The organism is Treponema vincentii (assembly GCF_018336815.1).
GTDB lineage: Bacteria > Spirochaetota > Spirochaetia > Treponematales > Treponemataceae > Treponema.
This window is the reverse complement of sequence record NZ_CP050497.1, coordinates 747,983-769,510: the sequence shown is the minus strand read 5'-3', so window position 1 is coordinate 769,510 and position 21,528 is coordinate 747,983. Positions and strand designations below refer to the sequence as shown.

The window sequence follows — 21,528 nt, the reverse complement described above, 5'->3', positions numbered from 1 at the left end:
TTCTCCTCATTTCTTATGCCTGAAATACGAAACGGCCGGCGGGGCGTTCCCGTAAGTCGGCGGCGAAACGGCCGTCGCGGTAGACTATCTTGCCGTTTACAATAGTCATATAATTTTTACCGATAAAGTTCCAGCCCTCAAAAGGAGACCATCCGCATTTCGATACTATGTCCTTTCGGCCAAGCTGCCAGTGTACCGCGGTGTCGGCAACGGTAATATCGGCATCGGCGCCTTTTGCAAGTACACCTTTGCGCGTTAGCCTGAGGATTGCAGCAGGATTTTCACTCATCAGCTTTTGAAGCAGCGGCAGCGTGATATCTCCTTCCGCCGCCGCAGTGAGCATCAGCGCCAGCGAGGTTTCGGCGCCCGGTATGCCGAAAGTCAGCTTTGTCAATTTCTCATCCAGTGTGTGAGGCGCGTGATCGGTGCCGATGGTATCGACATAGCCGTCCCGAACGGCCTGCATCAAAAATGCAGTATCGGATTGCGCTTTCAGTTCGGGCTTCATCCGCAACAGCATATCGGCTTCGGCACTCGCTGCCCGCATACCGGTGTGTAAAAAAAGATGATGAGGCGTTACTTCCGCATAAATGGGATGCTGCCGGTTATGTAATTCAGGATTTTGCTTCGCCTTGATGACCGTCCGCATCTCTTCTTCGGAAGAAATATGGCAAATATACAGACCGTTCCCATAGCGGGCATTCAGCTCAATCGCTTTGTCGATCATCTCCGCTTCGGCATGCACAAAGACCAAGCCGCCGACCTTAAAAATTTCAGCCAGCAGAGCGGTGTCTTCAATCAGCATAAGACCGGTGCTCACATTCATAAACACCTTCGTACTGCGCGCCTGACTGCTGCCGATAACGCGCCGAATTTCATCAATATTATTGTTTTTTGAAGCGCCGAAGTGGAAGCCGAAATTAACGGCTGAAACCCGCGCCGCCTGTGCAATTTTTTCCGTAAGCGCCTGAGCCGTTACCGTCGGCGGCTGCGTATTCGGCATATCAAAAAAGGTCGTTATGCCGCCTTTTGCACAGGCGCGCGAGCCGGTATAAAAATCTTCTTTGTGAGTAAGCCCCGGATCTCTCATGTGGGTGTGTAGGTCGATAATGCCCGGCATAACGAGGCGGCCTTCCAAGTCAATTTCCTGCGAATCCTGTACGGCATCCGCCTCTTTTGAACAGCGCTGAGCGGACACCCCCTGTTTGATGATGATATCTTCTATTATATCGCCGTTGATTACAAGGTCGATAATTTCGTTGCGAACGGTTTTCCCGTTTTTGAGTATGAGCACTGTTTAGTCCTCCGTTGCCTTTCTAATTTCCTCCAAAACCGCGTGCACCGCCTGGACGGGATCTGGATGTTGGGTAATCGGGCGGCCGACCACCAAATAATCGGCTCCGTTTTTTACCGCTTCGTAGGCAGTCATCACCCGTGCCTGATCTTCTTTGCGGTTTTGAGCATACGAGCCGCTTTGGGTAAAGGCAGGGCGGACTCCCGGACATACGGTAATAAAATCCTTGCCGAAACGCTGTTTAATAGCGCCAGCTTCTTGAGCGGAACAGACAATACCCTGTAAACCGGCATTGCTGACAGCAGCAGCCATCGCTTCGACGGTTGTTTCGACATCGACAGCTGCTCCGTAGAATTGCTGTAAGTCTTGTGCGTTTAAATTGGTTAAGACCGTTACGCCGATACAAATGCTCTGAGAGCCTTTTTCTTTGAGCATCTCGGCGACTGCCCGCATGGTTTTTTCGCTGTTAGAGCAATGTACGTTGAACATGAACACGTTTTGCTCCGCCGCAAAAAGGCAGGCCTGTACAACAGTGTTGGTAATATCGTGGAACTTTAAATCCAAAAATACTTTTTTGTTTTTTCCGTGCAAGTAATCGACAATGGCTCCCTTCGTCCGTAAGAAAATTTCGAGCCCTGCCTTATACACCGTAACACTATCGCCGAGCTGCTCCACGAGGGCGGCTGCTTGATCAAGTGTGTCATAGTCCAATGCAACAATCAATTTCTCACGAACAGCATTGCTGATAGTTCCGCATTGAGCATTTTCCATATTGTAAAACTCCTCCGTGATGAAGGAGTCTCAAAAACTGTTTGCTTTCGAGACTCCCCTACTCTCTTCTTATTGAACAGTACTGCGGTGTTTGAGTCTGCTGCGGTATGCAGCTCCTCCATCGGGATGGCTGCGGCCAACCAAATCCGTAACGGCAGTTTGATGCTTTTCACAATACCGTTCAAGACCGTCAAGTATTTCTACCGCAGCGCAAGGATTGTGAAAAAGACCGCAGCCGACCGCAACTGCCGAAGCGCCTGCAAGTATAAATTCGATTGCATCCTCCGCAGTCCGTATACCGCCCATCCCGACAATCGGCAGCGACGTAACCTGCGACACCTGATAGACCATCCTGACCGCGATGGGCTTTACCGCCGGGCCGGACAGTCCGCCGAAAATATTGCCGAGCAGAGGCTTTTGGGTATTGATGTCGATTGCCATACCGGAAACCGTGTTAATCAGCGACAGCGCATCCGCGCCTTGAGCCTCCGCAATGCGGGCAAAAACCGTAATGTCGGTAACATTCGGCGACAGCTTCACGATGAGCGGTTTCCGGCTTGTCGCTCGTACCAGCGAGACCACCCGCTCCGTTTGCGCCGGATCGGTACCGAAAGCCATTCCTCCATGCTTTACATTCGGGCAGGAAATATTGAGTTCTACGGCTGCAACTTCCGCGATGCCGTTCAGCCGGGCGGCAAGTTCCGCATATTCTTCTGCGATTTTGCCGTTAATATTAATAATCAGCGGAATGTGCAGCTGCGGAAGAATTTCCGGCAATACCCGCCGCACAAACTCATCATACCCGACATTTTCCAAACCGACGCAGTTGAGCATACCGGACGGCGTTTCTGCAATCCGCACTCCTGCATTACCGTCCCGCGGCTCAAGCGTTAACCCCTTCAGTACCGCCGCACCGAGTATATTCGGATCAAAGAAATCCGCATAGTCGGTACCGTAGCCGAAACAGCCGCTCGCCGTCATCAACGGGTTCGTTAAATGTAAACCTAAAAAATCCAAGGTAAGTTTGCTCATATCATTCTCTCAATTATCACGGCTCATTCTCTCATTGTTACGGCAATTCGTACGGAAACAAAAGCGAATCGAAAACAGGGCCGTCGGCGCATACTTTTTTCACCCCCGCAGCCGTTTGAATGGAACATCCCATACAGGCGCGCACACCGCAAGCCATCCGGCGCTCAAGGGAAAGCTGACAGGGTAACTGCGCCGACTGCGAAAACGCACGTATCTTATTCAGCATCGCAGTTGGCCCGCAGGCATAGATCATCGCAATGTCCGCACAAAGATTTCCGCTGTTGCGGCATTTTTCAATATACGCTGAAAGTACATCGGGCACAAAGCCATTAATACCGAGACTGCCGTCATCGGTACAAAGGACGAGTTCAATATCCGCAGGCAGGGCAAAAAAATCGATAAGTTCTTGAATATGCCGATCGCGGCCTCCTGCAAAAAAAATAATGCGCGCTTCCGGCTGCTTACAGCGAATCGCCCGTATCAGCTGCGGCAGCGGTGCAAGTCCTATGCCGCCTCCCGCGATAATATGACAGGAACCGGCGGAAGGGATCATAAAGCCGTTCCCCAAGGGGCCTTGAATAGCAAGACTTTCACCGGCACGGTATTGCGTTAATTCTTGTGTACCGGCTCCTATGGGGCGATATACAAAGCTCAAGGTTCCCTGCTTCTCATCAAATGAATGCAGACTGATGGGGCGGGGTAAAATATGGGATTTATCGTGCAAACTGATCATGTAAAACTGCCCCGCACAGGGCAGCTCGGAGCCTTCCATCTTCCGCGGCAATCGGACGGTGAGACAGTAACAATCGGCTCCCGCATATTCATGGGAAACAATTTCGGTTTTTTCAAACAGCTTTTTTCCAGACCGGTGTTCCATACCGCTTCTCCGCTAATTTAAATTAAGCTTGATGTCAGCTGCCGGAATAACACGCTCGCAGTAAAAACACTTGTAGCAGTCCTGTCCATGCGAATGTACCTTTATAAACCGAGACGGTACCGCTTCATTATTTGAAATACATTTAAAATTTTCGCAGTGTATAAACGCTTCGATTTCGTCAGGCAATGCAAGCGGTATCTTTTGCACGACCTTACTGTCTTTAATGATATTGACCGTTGCGTGAGGCGCCAACAGCGAAATTTTTGCCAGCTCCGATTTAGTCAAGGTTTTATCGGCAATCTTAATCAGACCTTTTTTATTGTGCGCCTTGCTATACAAATTAAAACCGACGGTTACCGTATCGGTATACTCTTTTAATTTCAACATTTTGACGATTGCAAAAGTGCGTTCCGGCGGTATATGGTCAATCACTACTCCGTTTTCCAATGCCGTTATCTGTAATTCCATCATTCAACTCCTTCTCGTTGTTCCGTTATTCGTGCGGATGGTTCAATATCCCACACTTCTTGAGTCTCTATCGTTCTAGCGAGAGCATCATCATTGCCTGCCTAATCGGGATACCGTTCCGCGCCTGCTCAAAATAACGCGCATATTTCGTAGTATCCAAATCAACATCGATTTCATTCACACGCGGCAGCGGATGCAGAATAATCATATCATCTTTGCACTTCCCTTCGATGTTGCCTCTATTGATAATATAAACGCCTTTCACCTTTTCGTATTCTTCCGGATCGGGGAAACGCTCGCGCTGAATGCGGGTCATATAAAATACATCGAGTTTATCTAAGCAGTCGGTAAAGTTTTCTTCTATATAATAGGTAACGCCGGCATCATCCAAATCATCAAGCAGATATTGCGGCATAGCGAGATTCGGCGGAGAAACAAAGTAGATAACCGGATGAAAATGCTTGAGCGCTTTAACCAACGAATGAACGGTACGGCCGTATTTTAAATCGCCGGTAAAAGCAATATGGATATTTTCCAAGGTACCTTTTTCTTTCATAATGGTATACAAATCGAGAAGCGTTTGGCTTGGATGTTGGTTTGAACCGTCGCCGCCGTTTAACACCGGCTTATGCGAAACGGAAGCCGCAAGACGCGCCGCTCCGTCCATCGGATGACGAATAACAATGATGTCCGAATAGGATTCCACCATGCGTATGGTGTCCGAAAAGGATTCACCTTTTTTAACCGATGAATGTTCCGTATCGAAATAGAGAATATTTGCGCCGAGCCGCATTGCAGCCGACTCAAATGACAGTTTCGTCCGCGTGCTCGGTTCATAAAACATGGTTGCGACAATCTTGCCGTGCATCTGCAAAAGTTTTTCCTCATCGGACATTTTTTCTATTGCTTCCGCTTTTTTCAAAATGAACAGAATTTCTTCTGCGGTGAAATCATTCATTGAAATGATATCCTTCTTCCCGTTTATCATAGCGCCTCCCATAAAAAGTCAAGAAGAAAGTATCAACTTTCGATTGACTTTTTACGCACGTTCGCAACGACGTGAGAACGTGCATAAGATATACAAGTTTGCGCACCGCAAACTTGAGTAAATAAAAGCCTGAGCTATTTGTACGGCTTTTATTTTACACTCCTCCTCAAGCAAAAAAAAAGGATACTGTCTTCATTTAGAAAACAGTATCCTTATTAGTTACGGTAACAACACTTACCGGCAATTGAAAGGGTAAACTCCTGCGAATTATACCCCCAAGTTGTGTACAAGGATTATATTGATGTTGCCGTAAGCGCTTTGCCATTATTGCCTCTTTCAATTAAAATCGCGAGTTTATAGCATAAAAAAGAAGAATATGTCAAGTATCATATTTTTGATAGTATTGCGGATTTTGGATTGTAGATTTTGGCTCGTATACTTTACTTTTAATCAAAAATTCATTATGCTGTGCTTCGATATTTCAATGTTATCCAGCATAAACAATTGCAATAATACGGGAATATCCGAAATTTTCTTTTAGGAGGAAGAGGTATGAAAAAATCCGCTTTCGTATTATCGGTTCTTTTTTTGATCAGTGCTCTTTCGTTTGCATCCGGTTCTGCTGATGCGACAGCTTCCAAGGCTGAAACCGATGTCAACATCGACTTTAGAATGAACATTGCTAAAAAAGATTATGAATCCAATTATTTTAATTGGACGCTCGGAAAACAAGAGATGGTGCAAGACAAATTCGATGCGGTTTCGGGCGCCAGTTTGAAAGGCTCTACAAAAGCATTTAATGCTGTTCGCTATGCAGGTAATGCTGCAGATAAAAAAGCGGCGATTCCGGCAGCGCTTCGCAGTCTGTTTTTGTTCCCGCTTGCCGATTGGAAATTTGTCGAGGGATACGGACTCCAAGTAACAAACACCGACGGTATGTTGACGATACGGTTTGCCCGTAAAACAACGGCTTATGAGTTAACGACCGACAAAAATGGTGATTTTAACATCCTCACCGGAGCTAAAATCGCAAAAGATATTACTGAAAAGACAGATACCGGTTATGTCATCAAGCCAGAATACCTCAAAGCCGACGGTGATCCTACAAAAATGTCCGATTTGGATTGGGATAAATTGCCGCTGAAAACTGACACCTTTGCTTCCGATGCAGCCTATCATTATGAAGGGACATTGAAGTTTGCCTTAAAAGATAACGTTTTAACAGTGAATGGCACATTGAACCGTAAATAAGCTGGGTAAGATTACTGTCATCACTAACAGCCGGGGAAATGCATCCGGCAGAGCAGATAAAAATCGCAGAATAATAGAGGCTGGGCGACCATTTGAGCCGTGCAACGGCGAAACTCTGGTTGAACAGCCTTTATTATTCTGCGGGAATATCACCAAAAATGCCTAATGCGTTTGCCCTATATTGATACTTTTACTCCGAGTAAAGACCGATGGCGTGTATCTTTTTGCGGCGGTACCGCACCAAGACTTTGGGATCACGCTTGCAAAGATCGGCTAAGTCATGGAGAATTTGTGCTCGTATCTGATCCGCCGCTTTTTGCGGGTCGGTATGGGCGCCATCCTCCGGCTCTTCGATAACCCCGTTGATCAGTTTAAGTCCAAGTACCTCGCGGCTGGTAATTTTCAGCATCGCGGCGGCATCCTTCGCCCTGCTTGAATCCCGCAATAAAATTGATGCGCAGCCTTCCGGCGAGATAACCGAGAAAATCGCGTTTTCCAGCATATATACCTTATCGCCGACGCCGATACCGAGCGCACCGCCTGAGCCTCCTTCTCCGATAACAAAGCAGATAACCGGCGTTTTTACGCGGCTTAGCTCTCGTAAATTGACCGCGATAGCTTCGGCAATACCGCGTTCCTCGGAGCCGAGTCCCGGATAGGCGCCCTGTGTGTCAACAAAGGTGATAATCGGGCGGTGGAATTTTTCCGCCTGTTTAATCAGCCTGAGCGCCTTGCGGTAGCCTTCGGGGTTTGCCATACCGCCGTTCCGGTCGATGGTTTCCCGCAAGTTCCGTCCTTTCTGGTTGCCGATAACCGTTACCGGTATCCCGTTGATGAATGCGATACCGCCTATCAGTGCAGGGTCGTCGCCGAAGCAGCGGTCGCCGTGCAGCTCGATAAAGTTGTCAAAGACCATATCGATATAGTCGAGCGCGCGCGGGCGGTCGTTATTTCGGGCAAGCTCAATCTTCCGCCATACTTGTGAAATTGCGGAACTTGCTTGCAGCTTTTCATTTATCGTTTTGAGTTCTTTGGTGATATCAAGTCCGTATTTGTCTGCAATATCACGCAGGCTCGACAGAATTTCACTTTGGTCGGTCAGCTGTTCATTTCCTTTATCCATATTACTTCCTTCCCTTGCCGAACGGCGGATTAATATGTGCGTCAATCATCACGGCAAAAAAGTGTTTTTGTTCGATGCGCGGTACAATGCAGTCGACAAAGCCTTTTTTAAGCTGAAATTCGGCGCGCTGAAAGCCATCCGGCAGCTGCTGGTGAATGGTGCCTTCGATAACGCGCGGTCCCGCAAACCCGATAAGCGCATGAGGTTCCGCAGCGATAATATCGCCAAGCATCGCAAAGCTCGCTGTTACACCGCCGGTTGTGGGGTCGCAGAGCATCAAAAAGAGGGGAACACCCTTGTCGTCCAGTTCCGCCGCTGCGCTGGAGGTTTTTGCCATCTGCATCAGCGAAAAAAGCCCCTCCTGCATACGCGCGCCGCCGGACGTTGCGTAGATAATCACCGGTATCCGTTCCGCCGCACCTTTTAACATAAGCCGCGAAATTTTCTCCCCAACAACCGACCCCATCGAGCCGCCGAGAAAGTCGAATGACATAATACCCAAAAGGGCATCCCTGCCTTCGATTTTGCACTTACCGGTAACCACCGCCTCACTCATCGAAGTTTTTGCCTCTGCGGCGGAGATTTTTTCTTCGTAGCCCTCCATCTGAATGGGGTTCATCGTCCGCAAGGTGGGATCAAGTTCTTCAAAAGTGCCTTTATCAGCAAGGTAGGCAATCCGCTCGGGCACATCCATCCGCAGATGACAGCCGCAGTCGGGACATACCATGAGGTGTTTTAAAAGTATTTCCCGTTCATATTGTTTTTTACAATGAGGACATTCCATCATTTCTTTCCTTATTTATCTTCACTAGTGAATAGCTGCGCATACAAACTTGTGCCGAAAGAACCCGATTGGAATTGAGCCGATCGTAAAATCGTCTTTTGCTCTTCGATATTCGTTTGAATACCTTCGATATGCAGTTCATCCAGCGCACATAGCAGCTTTTGAATAGCCTGTGCCCGATCCGCCCCGTGCACAATCAGCTTGGCCGTCATCGAATCGTAGAACGGCACCACCTTGTAGCCCTGATATAAAAATCCGTCGAAACGGACACCGTTTCCGCCGGGCACCCGCAAGTTTGTAATCAGCCCGGGGGTGCGCGCATTGATACGGGCTTCTATTGCCCAGCCATTTACCGGCACTACGCCGTCGGGGAGCGTCATCTTGCCGCCCGTACACACGGTAATCTGCTCACGGATGATGTCGGTACCGGTTACCATCTCGGAAACAGGATGTTCAACCTGCACCCGTGCGTTTACTTCCATAAAATAGAACTGATCACCGGAAACGAGAAATTCGATGGTACCCGCTCCGCAATACTTGAGCGTAGAAAAAAGCTTTTTGGCGCCTTTGCACATCGTCTCATACATTGTGTCGCTCACTGCCTGCGAGGGGCTTTCTTCTATCAGCTTTTGATGATTCCGCTGCACCGAGCAGTCCCGCTCGCCGAGAATTGCAACCCCGCCTGCACCGTCGCCGATAACCTGAAGCTCAACATGCCGCGGATCGCTCAAGTATTTTTCGATATAGACTGTACCGTCGGCAAAATTCGCTTCCGCCTCCGAAGATGCAATGGAAAGGTTTTCGGCTAAGTCGACTTCTTTCCAGACGATACGCATACCCTTTCCGCCGCCGCCTGAGGCAGCTTTGATGATGACGGGGTACCCGCACTCCTTCGCGGTTTTCGCCGCTTGTTCTTTGGTGGTAATCGCACCCTTAGAGCCGGGGGTAATCGGAAGACCGCTTTTTTGCGCGGTCTCGCGTGCCCTTACCTTATCACCAAGCATTTCGATGGTGTCGGGTTTGGGGCCGATCCAAAACATACCGGCTTTTTCCACCTCCCGCGCAAAATCTGCGTTTTCGGAAAGGAAGCCGACACCGGGGTGTACGGCATCGCAGCCGGTACAGAGCGCGGCAGTAATCAGCGTATCCTTGTTCAAATAGCTTTTGGAGGAAGGCGGCGGCCCGATGCACACTGCGTGATCCGCAAGTTGCACATGCAGGCATTCTTTGTCGGCAGTTGAATACACGGCGACCGTTTCGATGCCCATTTCACGGCATGCGCGGATAACGCGGACGGCAATTTCGCCGCGGTTCGCAATCAGCATTTTCCGTATCATACTTAAATCCTGATGGTAAAGAGCGGCTGGTCAAACTCGACTAAATCGCCGTTTGCCGCAAGAATATCTTCAATAATACCGTCGTACTCGCATTCAAGGGTATTCATCATCTTCATTGCTTCGAGGATACAGAGAGGCTGCCCTTTGGAAACCTTAGACCCCTTGTCTACATACGCAGGAGCATCGGGAGACGGCGAGCGGTAGAAGGAGCCGACAATGGGGCTTTTCACCGTAACGAGGTTTACATCAGTGCCGGGGGTAACCGCCGCTGCACTCGGTGCGCTTGCCGGATTGATTCCTGTGCCCGTAAAACCGGCGGCTGCGCCCATTGCATTTGCCTGCCCCATCCCCCCAGCGGCAAAAGTTGTTCCGCCATTCGCAGGAGAGTTTTGTACGCCGACTCCTGCCGCATATCCGCTTGTCTCCGTTCCGGCAATCGGCTGCATCGGTACATTGTGCAATGCGAACGGTACGGCTGCCTGAGCATTTTGATACGCAGCTTCTTTTTTTAGGGTCAGCTCCGCTTCGCCTTCCTTTATGTGCAGCAGCACAGCCGAGCTTTTTTCAAACTTGTCAAAGACATTCAAAATAAATTTTTCGTTCATATTCTTACTCTGTTTCTTAGTCTGTGTTAATGCCGATGCTTCTTTGCCTCAATGCGCCGGAAGCTGATACACACAACCGATGCGGATTCGCAAAGAAGCAGCATACCTTATATCCGGTCGAACCGGTCAATCTCGGCATCGTAATCGATACCGGCAATATCAAACCCGTTAATAGCCAAAAAGTCGTGTCGGTATTCGTCTACATCGGTACGCTCGCGGCTGGTCTCGTCGGTAACGGTCGCCATAATCTCTGCAACGGCGGACTGCACCGCTTCGTCCAATTCCCAGTCGTCGATGCGGATGCGGTGTTCGCTATCCGTCGGGATAACCCCGTCCGCCGTGTACAGACGGCTGTCGAAGAGGCGGTTGATCTGCTCGATACAGCCTTCGTGCGTGCCTTTTTCCTTCATCACCTTGAAAAGACTTGCCAAATAGAGCGGGATAACCGGAATAACAGCGCTTGCACGGGTTACCAGCCCCTTATTGACCGACACAAACGCTTGACCTTTTAAGGCAGCGAGTTTTGTGTTCAGTACATGGGCGGTGGCTTCCAAGTGTTCCTTCGCCTTACCGATGGTTCCCTTGCGGTACAATGCTTGCGTAGCTTCCGGCCCGATGTAGGAATAGGCGACCGTGATGCATCCTTGTGCAAGCAGATCCGCCGCATCGAGCTTTTCTATCCACCGCTGCCAATCTTCACCGCCCATCACCTTTACGGTAGCGGCGGCTTCCTCGTCGGTTGCCGGTTCCGCGGTAATTTCCGTCAAAGCGCCGGTGAACGGATCGAGGGTTTTGCCGGTAAAGGGCTTCCCAAAAGGCTTGAGCGCCGAGCGGTAGGTAACACCGGTATCGGGATCGGTACGCACGGAGCTTGCCACGCTGTAGACAATTAAATCAAATTTCATATCGCGCTTTTTTGCTTCATCAATCACTTGCGCTTTAATAGCATCGGAGAACGCATCGCCGTTTATCGTAACGGAGATAAGCCCCGCCTCTTTTGCAGCGGTGTCAACCGCTAAATTGTTATACCACCCCGGAGTTCCCCATTTTTTTTCGGAACCGGCTTTTTCATACGATACACCGATGGTTGCAGCTCCGTAGCCGAACGCTGCCGTAATGCGGCTTGCCAGTCCATATCCGCCCGAACAGCCGATTACCAAAACGTTTTTCGGTACTGCCGTTCCCGCAGGGTGAGATGCCACCCGTTTTTTTGTATATGCGATTTGATCTTCAACCGCCTTTTTACATCCTTGAGGATGCGCATTCAAACAGATATTGCTTCTCAGCATCGGTTTCATACTCATAATATTCTACTCCTTACTATTCTGAACCTTTATAATGCCTAATTATGCAATAATTGGCAATAGTGTTTTTTTCTTGACTGAATATATGATGTTTTATATAATAGAAGAATGAGTACTAAATCATTTAAAGGAGGCTGTCATCCTCCCGAGCGGAAATTTATTTCCGCCGAATCCGAAGTCTTGGCTGTCATGCCATCAACAAAGATGGTGTGGATTCCTGTTACCCAAGGCGGTGCTCCGAATACTCCGTTGGTAAAGGTTGGAGATACGGTTGTACGAGGTCAAAAAAATAGCGGAAACGGACAAATTTATGTCTGCGCCTGTACATGCTTCGATCTCCGGTACCGTAAAAAAAATAGAACCCCATCTCGTTACCGGTAATACGGACGCACTTTGTATTGCAATTCAAGCGGGCGAGGATACTTCCGAGTCCTTTATGGAACCGCTTGATCCCTTCACCTGCACAAAAGAGGACGCTATTAAGCGTATCCGTGAGGCCGGTATAACCGGTATGGGCGGAGCTTCTTTCCCCGTACATGTTAAATTGAGTCCCCCTAAAGATGCGAAGATAGACTACATTTTAGGTAATGCTGCAGAATGCGAGCCGTATCTGTGTACCGATGCTGCGACGATGTATCATTCCGCCGAAACGATTGTAGACGGGATGGCGATTATTATGCACATTACCGGAGCCGACAAGGGGATTATTGCGCTTGAAGACAATAAAACACATTTGGTGCCGGTGTTTGAAAAAGCTATTGCAAAGATAAAACAAAATCCTGTCGGACCGGGCGCTTATGATATTTCCGTTGAGTTGTGCAAAACGAAATATCCGCAAGGCGGTGAAAAAAATCTGACTTCCGCTGTGGTCGGCAGAGAGATTCCTTCCGGCGGGCTTCCGTTCCAGATTGGGTGTATCGTTCAGAATGTCGGAACAATGAAGGCGATTTCCGATGCGTTCCGTAAAGGAGCGCCGCTCATTGATCGTCCGCTCTCGCTTTCGGGTGGAGCCTGCGAAAATCCTGTGAACGTGATCGCCCCTATCGGTACCTGTATCGGCGATTTAATCCCTGATGTCATCCGCTTAAAACCCGGTGTTACCAAAATCATTTCAGGCGGTCCAATGATGGGCTTTGCAATGAAGAGCGCCGATTTCCCCGTGCAAAAGAATACATCCGGTGTTCTTTTCTTAACAAGGGAGGAAGTCAACCTTGATGAAGAAAGCCCGTGTATCGGATGCGGAAAGTGCGTAACCCATTGCAGTTGTCAGTTGTCGCCGGTTCTGATGATACGTGCATTAAAGGCGAATAAGCTTGATGAAGCTGTCCGCTGCGGGCTTATGGACTGCGTTGAATGCGGTATTTGTTCTTACGTATGTCCGGCGCGTATAAAGCTTGTCCAGCGGTTCAAGGTTGGAAAGCAGCTGTTACGCGAAGCAAAGCAAAAAGAAGCGGCAAAGGCAACAGCCGCGCAAGGAGGAAAATAAGCTATGGCCGAATCAGATAAGAACGAAATTTATCTTTCTCCTGCGCCGCATATTGCGAGTCCCGTAACCACTAAAAAACTGATGATACACGTGCTGATTGCGCTTGCTCCGCTTGCGCTGTACGGTATTTATCTGTATGGAGTGCCGGCGCTCATCCGTATTATTGTTTCCGTAGGCGTCGCGGTCGGTTCCGAAGCGGCATTCCGTAAAGCGATGGGCAAGGATATCCGCATAAAGGATTGCTCCGCTGCAGTAACCGGTTTGCTGTTAGCGCTTGTGTTACCGCCGCTTATTCCTATTTGGATTGTCGTTGTTTCCGCAATCTTTGCCATTGTCGTAGCAAAAGAGTTTTTCGGCGGACTCGGCGCAAATCCGTTTAACCCTGCATTGGTAGGCCGTGCGTTTGCCTTTGTCAGTTTTTCACGCCTGATGACCTCGTGGGTTGCTCCTCATCACGGTTTTGACGCAGTGAGCACGGCAACGCCGCTTTCGTACCTAAAAATGTCGGAAGGCGGGATTTCCACTGCGGCGACAATCGCAGAGAAGATGGGTTTGTCCTCTTCGAGCGACGTATATCTTAAACTTTTTTTAGGAGATCACGGCGGCTGTATCGGTGAATCGAGCGCGGCGCTCATTCTCATCGGTTTTGTCTACTTGCTGGTTACCCACGTTATTGAATGGCAGATTCCTGTTTCTATGGTAGTAACGGCAGTGTTGGTAACATGGCTTGCGGGTATCGATCCGCTTTTGACGCTGTTAAGCGGCGGTTTGCTGTTCGGCGCCGTCTTTATGGCTACCGACTATGCAACGTCGCCCGTAACCTTTAAAGGACAAATTATCTTCGGCGCGGGCTGCGGCTTAATTACCGCTTTAATGCGTCTGTTTGCCGGAATGCCGGAAGGCGTTATGTACAGTATTTTGATTATGAATTCGGTCGTTACATTCTTAAATAAACTGATTCAGAAAAAATACGGATATGTAAAGCCCGTTAAGGCAGCCAAGGAAGGTGCAAAATGAAACAGATGATGAAATTATCCGTTACGTTGGCGCTCTATACTGTTGTTGCTTGTCTTGCGCTTGCTGCGGTCAATATGCTTACCGCTCCCCGCATTCTCGCTTCAAAGGAAGCAAAGACGAAACTTGCGCTTCAAGCGATTTTCCCCGAGGCGGATTCATTTCGCCCTGTTACCGAAGGAATGCCGAAATCAGTTGATAAGGTAGCGTTCGGCGATACTTTTATCGCATTACAGGGGGATAAGCCTGCGGGAATTATCGTAACGGTGAGCGGGCATACCTATGATCAGGCGACTATTCTTATCGGTATTGATATGGAAGAAAAGCTGAGGATGATTCAGTTTTTGACATTAACCGATTCACCCGGTATCGGAACAAAGGCGAAGGATGAACCGTTCATCGGACAGTTCCGTAATAAGCCGACTACCGATGCCTTTGCGCTGGGAAGCGATGTTCAAGCGATTGCCGGCGCTACGATTACCTCTACGGCTGTTACCCGTATGGTAAAAATCGCCGTCGATGCCGCTTCTTCATACATGAGCAGCCAAGGTCTTGGTGGCTCAGGCAGCGGAAACTAAGAGGAGAACGGTTATGAAAGAGTATGTACGCATTTTTACGAACGGGTTGGTAAAAGAAAACCCCCTCATTATGCTGATGATCGGGCTTTGTTCCGCGCTTGCCATTACAACCTCGGTTGCAAACGGTATCGGAATGGGGCTTGCGATGACCTTCGTTATCGTGTTGAGTGAACTGATTATCAGTATGTTTCGGAAATTTATCCCGAACGATATCCGTATCCCTATTTTTATCATTGTTATCGCGTCGTTTACTACCATTGTAGACCTTTTGATGCAGGCTTTTTTGCCGGAACTTTCCGAATCGATGGGTATTTTTATCAAACTCATCGTTGTAAACTGTATCATTATGGGGCGTGTTGAATCCTTTGCCTCGAAAGAGTCTCCTTTAAAAGCGATTGCCGATGCCTTTGGTATGGGTTTGGGCTTTACGTGGGTGTTGGTTGTGATGTCTGCCATCCGCGAGCTTTTAGGAAGCGGTACTGTGCTGGGTGTGCGTCTTTTATCAGACGATTACCTTATTAAATTCTTTGCGAACTCTCCCGGAGGCTTCTTTGTATTCGGGGTTCTGATTGCCTTGACCTATTTGATACAGGATCAGCGGAAGCAGCGAAAAAATACGGAAGGCTGCTGCGATAAAAGAAACGGCATTGCAAGAAGCTGCTGCATTACGCGATGCTGAGCTGAAAAAAGAAGCTGCGCTCAAGGCGGAGACTGCACAAAAAGAGGCTGCGTTAAAAGCGGAAGCGGAAAAAGAAGCTGCTGCAGCCAAACCGGAACCGGTTGCTGAACAAAAAGAAGCTACCGCAGCACAAGCAGAAGCGGAGAAACAAGCCGTTGCACCAAATACCGAAGCTGCTGCTGAACCTGCAAAGGAGGAAACTGAAAATGGAACTGTTTAAGATTTTTCTTGCTGCGGTATTTGTAAAAAATATCGTTTTTATCCGCTTCCTTGCGTTGTGTTCGTTTATCGGTATGACATCCGATGTTAAGAAATCTACCGGTATGGGGTGGGCGGTTCTCTTTGTTACGGTTATTGCAACAGCAGCGACCTATCCGCTCTATAAACTGGTTCTTGCACCGTATAACCTCGGTTTTTTGCAGACATTGCTCTTTATCTTGGTTATTGCGAGCTTGGTTCAGCTGGTAGAGTTCTACTTGAAAAAATCCGCTCCGGCGCTCTATTCGGCGATGGGTGTGTATTTGCCGCTTATCACGACAAACTGCGCTATCTTAGCGGTTACGCTCGATGTTATCGCCGCCGACTATACCTTTATTCAGTCGATGGTGTATTCGATCGGTGTCGCAATCAGCTATATGTTGGCAATGGTTTTGTTTGCCGGTTTACGTGAACGCATTGATATTGCCCCGATACCTAAGTACCTCAAGGGTACTCCTATTTTGTTTGTCGCTGCGGCTCTGTTGTCTTTGGCATTCGGCGGTTTTGCAGGCATGATTTAAAGGAGTAGGAAAAGAGTATGCATACGATTATTTTAACGCTTATTGTCTCGTTGATTTTATCACTGGCGATAGGCTTTTTGTTAGGCTTTTTTAAAAAGCTGTTTTATGTAGCGCCTGATGAAACGGTTGCAAAAATTCGTGAGGTGCTTCCCGGCGCAAACTGCGGCGCCTGCGGGTTCCCGGGCTGCGATGGTTTTGCGGCTGCGGTTGCAAGCGGCAATGCGCCGGTAAACGGCTGCTCCGTCGGGGCAGGTCCCGTTGCTGCAAAGGTCGGCGCGATTATGGGCGTTTCGGCAAATGCCGATGCAAAGGTTGCGGTGTTACTGTGCCAAGGTTCACACGATGTCTGTAAGGAAAAGGCTGATTACGTCGGCGTTAAAACGTGCCGCGCCGCAAAGATTTCCGTAAACGGACTGCGGGAATGCGATTGGGGCTGTATCGGCCTCGGCGACTGCGAAATGGCCTGTCCGTTTGACGCTATCCATGTCGGAGAGGATGGGATTCCGCACGTCGATTACGAAAAGTGTACCGGCTGTGCAGTCTGTGTTGCAGCCTGTCCTCAGCATATTTTGACTACCGTACCGACAAGCCGGAAAGGTTCCATTGCGCTTTGTTCATGTCGCAATCCGAGAAAAGCCGTTATTATGAAAAACTGTAAGCGCGGCTGTATCAAGTGTATGAAGTGTGAGAAGAATTGCCCTAAGGGTGCGATAAAAGTTATCAACGGAATCCCCGAAGTTAATTACGAGTTATGCGATTCCTGCGGTATCTGTATTAAAGGCTGCCCGACAAAGGTACTTGCCTTAGTTGAAGATAAGATCGCAGTACAGTCTCCGTGCAGCGCGTGCCAAGCGAGCTAAGCGGCGTACTCAACGTGCCGGATAAAAACATGCGGAGCGGCGTTGTCTGTATTATCGGACGCCCCTCCGCCGGAAAGTCAACATTTCTAAACAACGTCTGCGGCGGAACGGTATCGATTGTTTCTGCGCTGCCGCAGACCACGCGCAGCTCCGTCCGCGGTATCCTTACGGCGGAGCAGGGGCAGATTATCTTTATTGATACGCCCGGTTATCATATCAGTGAAAAAAAAATAAACCGCCGTATGCAGCTCATTGCGGAAAACCGTCTGCAAGAGGCGGAGGCGATTTTGTATCTTATCGATGCATCGCGTCCGTTCGGCGAAGAAGAGCTGGCTATCTGTGCATTGCTGAAAAATAAACAAGATCGCTTGATTGCCGGTATTAATAAAACCGACAGTCCCGCTGCGCGTCCCGGGCAAACCCATATCAGCTTGATGCAGGCCTTACCCGATCTACCGCAAGAGCGGATTTTCGAGCTGTCCGCACAGGAAAAGACGGGGCTTGAACCCGTGCTTGCCGCGTTGTTTTCTCTTCTGCCCGAAGGTGAGCTTTTGTATCCCGAAGACTTTTATACCGACCAGCCGGTTGATTTCCGTATTGCCGAAATTATTCGCGGCCAAGCTATCAGCCGTCTCTACGAAGAAATTCCCCATGCGCTGTATGTTGATATTCAGGATATGGAAATGAAAAAGAACGGCAAGGAGCTTTTTGTCCGCGCTTTTCTGTGTGTAGAGCGGGAAAGTCAAAAGGCTATGGTTATCGGAAAGGGCGCGGCACTGATTAAAGCAATCAGAGTAGAATCCCAAAAAGAACTGCGCAAAATCTTCCCCTATCGTGTGCAGCTTGATTTACAGGTGCGCGTCGATAAAAATTGGCGCCAAAAGGACAGGGTGCTGCAAGCTGTGTTGCAGGAATAGGATGCTTTATGGTCTTTGCAATAATTTTTCCAATACTTTCTCAAGTTTTTTAAAATCATTGCATCGTTTTTTGAGATTACTACTACAATTAGGCTTTTGAACCAAACAATACAATTTATTTGCTTTTTTTACGATTGCTTCTTGATGTTTACGGCACCATTCAATTTCTTTTATGCACAATTTTTTATAATTTGCTTGAGATCGAGAATCTTTTACATTCGGCTTCAAATCAATTTTTGTAATAAATTTATCATCAATAGGAATCATATTGTTAAAGTTCAAAACACTTATGAGTTGTTCATCGTCAAAGATACGGGTAAAGTCTACATCATTCTTGTGCATCTTATGTTTTTCTTTTGCTGAATCCAATGGTACACAATATTTATATTCATTACAAATAATAATAATTCCTACAAAAGGACGATTACTTTTATGAATTTGAGGGGAAATTGACTGAACACGATCATCGACCTTATGTAAATTTCGCACATATTTCATATCTATAAAATATAAATTCAGTCTTTCTTGTTTCATATTTACCTATAAAAAAAAGCCGTATCAGCTAACTGAACGGCTTTATCGATTCCACTTAACGGTAGGACTCACCGCATTTCTAAAGTTCCCACTCTCAGTAGGGTACACTGCGTTTAAGGATTCCACTTAACGGTAGGACTCACCATTAACTACAATATAATACAAAAAATAGTTAAAGTCAAGAAAGTGTATTATACACGGGTATCAATTTTTAGGCAGCTTAGCCTACAAGGCTGCTACAATCTGTTTTGCAGGAATAGTACCACTTTTGAAAATAGACTTTTCGTTAGCCTTTTGAAAATAGACGCTGCAGATACGAGGCACGAGCACAAATTAATCGCAGGCGTATCTTTGATACGTTGAGAATTAATTTGTGTGCAGTAACGAAGTAGATGCACCGTATATTTTCAAAAAGGACTTCGCAGCTTTTTGAGTATCAGCACCAGCAACAGCATAAAAACCGAAATAAGTGCGGTAAAGCCGCCGGGGGCGACGTTTAAATAGTACGAACAGATAAGCCCGAGCATAATATCCGCGATACCGAAACAGATTGAAAAAAACACCGTCCGCTTAAAGCCTGTGTGCAGCTGTAGCGCGGCTGCAACCGGCAAGGCAATCATCGAACTTAATACGAGAATCCCCACTATCTTAATGGAAACGGCAATTGTTGCTGCTACTAAAATCGAAAAAATATAATTGATTGTCTTTACACGGATGCCGATGACATACGCGATGTCTTCATCGAGCGTTATATACAGCAGCTTATGATACAGCACAGCCAATACGGCAACGGCAAAAAAGCTCAATACGATAACGGTGATAACGTCGGAGATTGAAACCGTTAAGATGCTTCCGAACAAATAGGCTTCGGCATTGGTGCGTATCAACCCCGAACTCATCAAGGTGATGGCAATACCGACACTGAGCGAAAGAACGATGGAAAGGATGAGGTCGCTGTATTCTTTAAAGTAATTGCGTAGCGCTTCGATGAGCGCTCCCGCCGCAGAGGTAAAGGTAAACGCGCCGATGATGGGGTTAACGCCGGTAACCAGCCCGAGCGTAATCCCTGTCAGCGAGGCGTGCGCAAGGGTGTCGCCAATAAGCGAATACCGCCGCAAAACAAGGAAAATACCGATTAATGGGCAGAGAATGCCGATAAAGAATGACACAATAAAGGCGTTCTGCATAAAAGCGTATTTCAACATAGCGGCTATACTATCAGATTTTAGGCAGAAAGGCTATCAGGGTTCTTCCCAAGAATATAACGACTATTTCAGAAAATTGGAATATTCGGTGCAAAGGATAATCTCTGAGCAAAACAGTGAAAAACACGGCGGTTTACATAAGTGAATCTTAGTCGTTTCGCTACTGCTTTTCAAACAGCAACGCCGTATCGATATTGAAAATCATAACGGCTGTTTTTGCTTTTGCATAGCGGGCTTCGGCTTTTTTGTACTCAAGTTCAGCTTGCAGGCTTTCCACCTTGCTGATAACACCGTTGCGGTACCATTGGGCGTGGTCATCGGCATTTTGCTTATAGATGCTCAACTCATCCGCCGTTGCTTTTTGCTGCCATGTCATCTGCTCATTCGATGTTTTATTAGTATGGAGTTGTTTTTGATAGTGTTCCTTCGCATCTTCAATTTTAAGCCGTTCAATCGCATCTTCAAGCTCGGCATTTTTTTTATCGAGTTTCCGATACTGAATCGAAAAAGGATTCCAGCTGAATGAAAGTTTAAGCGCCGTATTTTTAGGATCCGCAAGCGGAACCTCGACACCGGTATACGCCTTTCCGCCGGGGAATTGCATACTCAATCCGCCTAAGACGGAATGTTCATTTTTTGCAGAACCGCTGCCGATTTTCGTATTGCGCAATTTATAACCGGCATCGGCGCCGATGGAAAACGGAGACAGTTCAATATTCCGTTTCGCTGCATTTTGCGTATGCCGTTGCTCCGCTTCAACAAGTTTTTTATAAGCAGCTTGAGGATACTGTTCAATATCTGCGGCCTTTTGTACGGGGATGGAATTCCATAGCGACGTTAAAAACATTTGAGGTGCCTCATCGGTTGTAAGACCGCAGCTTTCCGCAAAAGCATGGTATGACGCCGAAAAGTTAAAATCCGCATTCTGATGTTCCCGTTTTGCACCCAACAGCTCTAAATTGGCTGTGCGCATTTTTGTAGAACTGTCTGCATACCCTTGCGCCTTTATTTGATTGTATTGAATCTCCGCTTTTACTTCGCTCAATTTTTTATCAAGCAGTGTTGTATAATCGTCCAAAAGCCGCTGGATATCTTGAAGGAACTGCTTTTCGGCAAGCGCCAAACCTTCTTCTTTTGCCCGCCTTGCTTGATCTGCTGCAGACTGTGCAAGATTGAACGTATATTTTTTCGCTTCTGCATTTTTGGAATAGATATCGGTAGACACGGAAACCTCGGCGCCGGTTTCTTGCCGCTGCCCTACTTTACTGTACGGTACGCTCAGTTTTATGCTTGTATTATTGTACGAAGGTAATGCGATATTCGCATACGGCGCAGTGGTAACACCTCGTTTGTCCGCATCGGTGTTAAGAACGAACTGTGTATTTCCGCTGCCGACTTCCATCGTTACTAACGATTCGGTTTTTGCTTTTTCCGCTTTATTGGCCGCAATATCCGCCTGCATTTGCAGCTGCCGGTAATTGCTGTCATGTTCAACACGATACCGTAAGAGCTTTTGATACACCGAATCTTGCGGCATCCCCGTTTCCGTTTGAGCAAAAAGAACAAAGGCTGCGGATAACCATACCGTTATACAAGCAATCTTTTTTCATAGAGTCGGATAACTCCTTGCAAACTGTTTTAA

Annotated in this window: 22 protein-coding genes and 1 pseudogene; 9 read left to right on the top strand and 14 right to left on the bottom strand. The window is 47.8% G+C overall.

What is annotated here, in order from left to right; translation table 11 throughout:
- Positions 1–13: 13 nt before the first annotated feature.
- From GWP40_RS03535 to pyrB, 6 genes are all read right to left on the bottom strand, one after another.
- Positions 14–1,294 (bottom strand): dihydroorotase, encoded by a 1,281-nt coding sequence (locus GWP40_RS03535; protein WP_212566076.1) that lies wholly within the window; start codon positions 1,292–1,294, stop codon positions 14–16.
- Positions 1,295–1,297: 3 nt separating this feature from the next.
- The gene (gene pyrF / locus GWP40_RS03530; protein WP_212566075.1) at positions 1,298–2,065 is read right to left on the bottom strand and encodes an orotidine-5'-phosphate decarboxylase; all 768 of its coding nucleotides are present in this window, start codon (positions 2,063–2,065) and stop codon (positions 1,298–1,300) included.
- Between the two features lie 69 nt (positions 2,066–2,134).
- On the bottom strand, positions 2,135–3,097 hold the full coding sequence (locus GWP40_RS03525; RefSeq protein WP_212566074.1) for a dihydroorotate dehydrogenase: 963 nt from the start codon (positions 3,095–3,097) through the stop codon (positions 2,135–2,137).
- Between the two features lie 37 nt (positions 3,098–3,134).
- On the bottom strand, positions 3,135–3,974 hold the full coding sequence (locus GWP40_RS03520) for a dihydroorotate dehydrogenase electron transfer subunit (protein ID WP_212566073.1): 840 nt from the start codon (positions 3,972–3,974) through the stop codon (positions 3,135–3,137).
- A 12-nt stretch (positions 3,975–3,986) separates the two neighbouring features.
- Positions 3,987–4,445 carry an aspartate carbamoyltransferase regulatory subunit gene (locus GWP40_RS03515; protein ID WP_230974580.1) on the bottom strand — a complete coding sequence of 153 codons (459 nt, stop codon included), beginning with the start codon at positions 4,443–4,445 and terminating at the stop codon, positions 3,987–3,989.
- 64 nt (positions 4,446–4,509) lie between these two features.
- Positions 4,510–5,430, bottom strand: coding sequence for an aspartate carbamoyltransferase (gene pyrB / locus GWP40_RS03510; protein ID WP_212566072.1), 921 nt, complete (start codon positions 5,428–5,430; stop codon positions 4,510–4,512).
- Between the two features lie 552 nt (positions 5,431–5,982).
- On the opposite strand from pyrB, the gene GWP40_RS03505 reads away from it, so the two are divergent.
- Complete coding sequence (locus tag GWP40_RS03505; RefSeq protein WP_212566071.1) at positions 5,983–6,681, top strand: hypothetical protein; 699 nt, start codon at positions 5,983–5,985, stop codon at positions 6,679–6,681.
- Between the two features lie 190 nt (positions 6,682–6,871).
- Here GWP40_RS03505 and GWP40_RS03500 read toward each other — a convergent pair whose 3' ends face one another.
- The 5 genes from GWP40_RS03500 to fabV form a co-directional block, all read right to left on the bottom strand.
- A complete protein-coding gene (locus GWP40_RS03500) occupies positions 6,872–7,804 on the bottom strand; it encodes an acetyl-CoA carboxylase carboxyltransferase subunit alpha (RefSeq protein ID WP_212566070.1) in 933 nt (310 codons plus the stop codon).
- A gap of 1 nt (position 7,805) precedes the next feature.
- On the bottom strand, positions 7,806–8,588 hold the full coding sequence (locus tag GWP40_RS03495; protein WP_212566522.1) for an acetyl-CoA carboxylase carboxyltransferase subunit beta: 783 nt from the start codon (positions 8,586–8,588) through the stop codon (positions 7,806–7,808).
- An 11-nt stretch (positions 8,589–8,599) separates the two neighbouring features.
- Complete coding sequence (locus tag GWP40_RS03490) at positions 8,600–9,925, bottom strand: acetyl-CoA carboxylase biotin carboxylase subunit (protein WP_212566069.1); 1,326 nt, start codon at positions 9,923–9,925, stop codon at positions 8,600–8,602.
- A gap of 2 nt (positions 9,926–9,927) precedes the next feature.
- On the bottom strand, positions 9,928–10,530 hold the full coding sequence (gene accB / locus GWP40_RS03485) for an acetyl-CoA carboxylase biotin carboxyl carrier protein (RefSeq protein WP_212566068.1): 603 nt from the start codon (positions 10,528–10,530) through the stop codon (positions 9,928–9,930).
- Between the two features lie 107 nt (positions 10,531–10,637).
- Positions 10,638–11,834, bottom strand: coding sequence for an enoyl-ACP reductase FabV (fabV, locus tag GWP40_RS03480; protein WP_212566067.1), 1,197 nt, complete (start codon positions 11,832–11,834; stop codon positions 10,638–10,640).
- 108 nt (positions 11,835–11,942) lie between these two features.
- Here fabV and rsxC point away from each other — a divergent pair.
- From rsxC to era, 8 genes and pseudogenes are all read left to right on the top strand, one after another.
- Positions 11,943–13,320: pseudogene (gene rsxC, locus GWP40_RS03475) on the top strand (electron transport complex subunit RsxC).
- Positions 13,321–13,323: 3 nt separating this feature from the next.
- Positions 13,324–14,337, top strand: a complete 1,014-nt coding sequence (locus GWP40_RS03470; protein WP_212566066.1) for an RnfABCDGE type electron transport complex subunit D — start codon at positions 13,324–13,326, stop codon at positions 14,335–14,337.
- A complete protein-coding gene (locus tag GWP40_RS03465) occupies positions 14,334–14,912 on the top strand; it encodes an RnfABCDGE type electron transport complex subunit G (protein WP_212566065.1) in 579 nt (192 codons plus the stop codon). Before GWP40_RS03470 ends, GWP40_RS03465 begins: the two co-directional genes overlap by 4 nt.
- Before the next feature lie 13 nt (positions 14,913–14,925).
- The gene (rsxE, locus tag GWP40_RS03460; RefSeq protein ID WP_230974579.1) at positions 14,926–15,591 is read left to right on the top strand and encodes an electron transport complex subunit RsxE; all 666 of its coding nucleotides are present in this window, start codon (positions 14,926–14,928) and stop codon (positions 15,589–15,591) included.
- Positions 15,560–15,811 (top strand): hypothetical protein, encoded by a 252-nt coding sequence (locus GWP40_RS03455; protein WP_212566064.1) that lies wholly within the window; start codon positions 15,560–15,562, stop codon positions 15,809–15,811. The genes rsxE and GWP40_RS03455 overlap by 32 nt, the downstream gene beginning before the upstream one ends.
- Complete coding sequence (locus GWP40_RS03450) at positions 15,798–16,370, top strand: electron transport complex protein RnfA (RefSeq protein ID WP_212566063.1); 573 nt, start codon at positions 15,798–15,800, stop codon at positions 16,368–16,370. The genes GWP40_RS03455 and GWP40_RS03450 overlap by 14 nt, the downstream gene beginning before the upstream one ends.
- Before the next feature lie 17 nt (positions 16,371–16,387).
- Positions 16,388–17,230, top strand: a complete 843-nt coding sequence (locus GWP40_RS03445) for an RnfABCDGE type electron transport complex subunit B (protein ID WP_212566062.1) — start codon at positions 16,388–16,390, stop codon at positions 17,228–17,230.
- 29 nt (positions 17,231–17,259) lie between these two features.
- Entirely contained in the window at positions 17,260–18,147 is an 888-nt protein-coding gene (gene era / locus GWP40_RS03440) for a GTPase Era (RefSeq protein WP_212566521.1), read from the top strand.
- 6 nt (positions 18,148–18,153) lie between these two features.
- On the opposite strand, the gene GWP40_RS03435 is transcribed toward era, so the two are convergent.
- From GWP40_RS03435 to GWP40_RS03425, 3 genes are all read right to left on the bottom strand, one after another.
- Positions 18,154–18,681: a type III toxin-antitoxin system ToxN/AbiQ family toxin gene (locus GWP40_RS03435; protein ID WP_212566061.1), complete on the bottom strand. Its 528-nt coding sequence runs from the start codon at positions 18,679–18,681 to the stop codon at positions 18,154–18,156.
- A gap of 407 nt (positions 18,682–19,088) precedes the next feature.
- Entirely contained in the window at positions 19,089–19,886 is a 798-nt protein-coding gene (locus GWP40_RS03430; protein WP_212566060.1) for a metal ABC transporter permease, read from the bottom strand.
- Positions 19,887–20,046: 160 nt separating this feature from the next.
- Positions 20,047–21,423 (bottom strand): TolC family protein, encoded by a 1,377-nt coding sequence (locus GWP40_RS03425; protein WP_230974578.1) that lies wholly within the window; start codon positions 21,421–21,423, stop codon positions 20,047–20,049.
- Positions 21,424–21,528 lie beyond the last annotated feature (105 nt).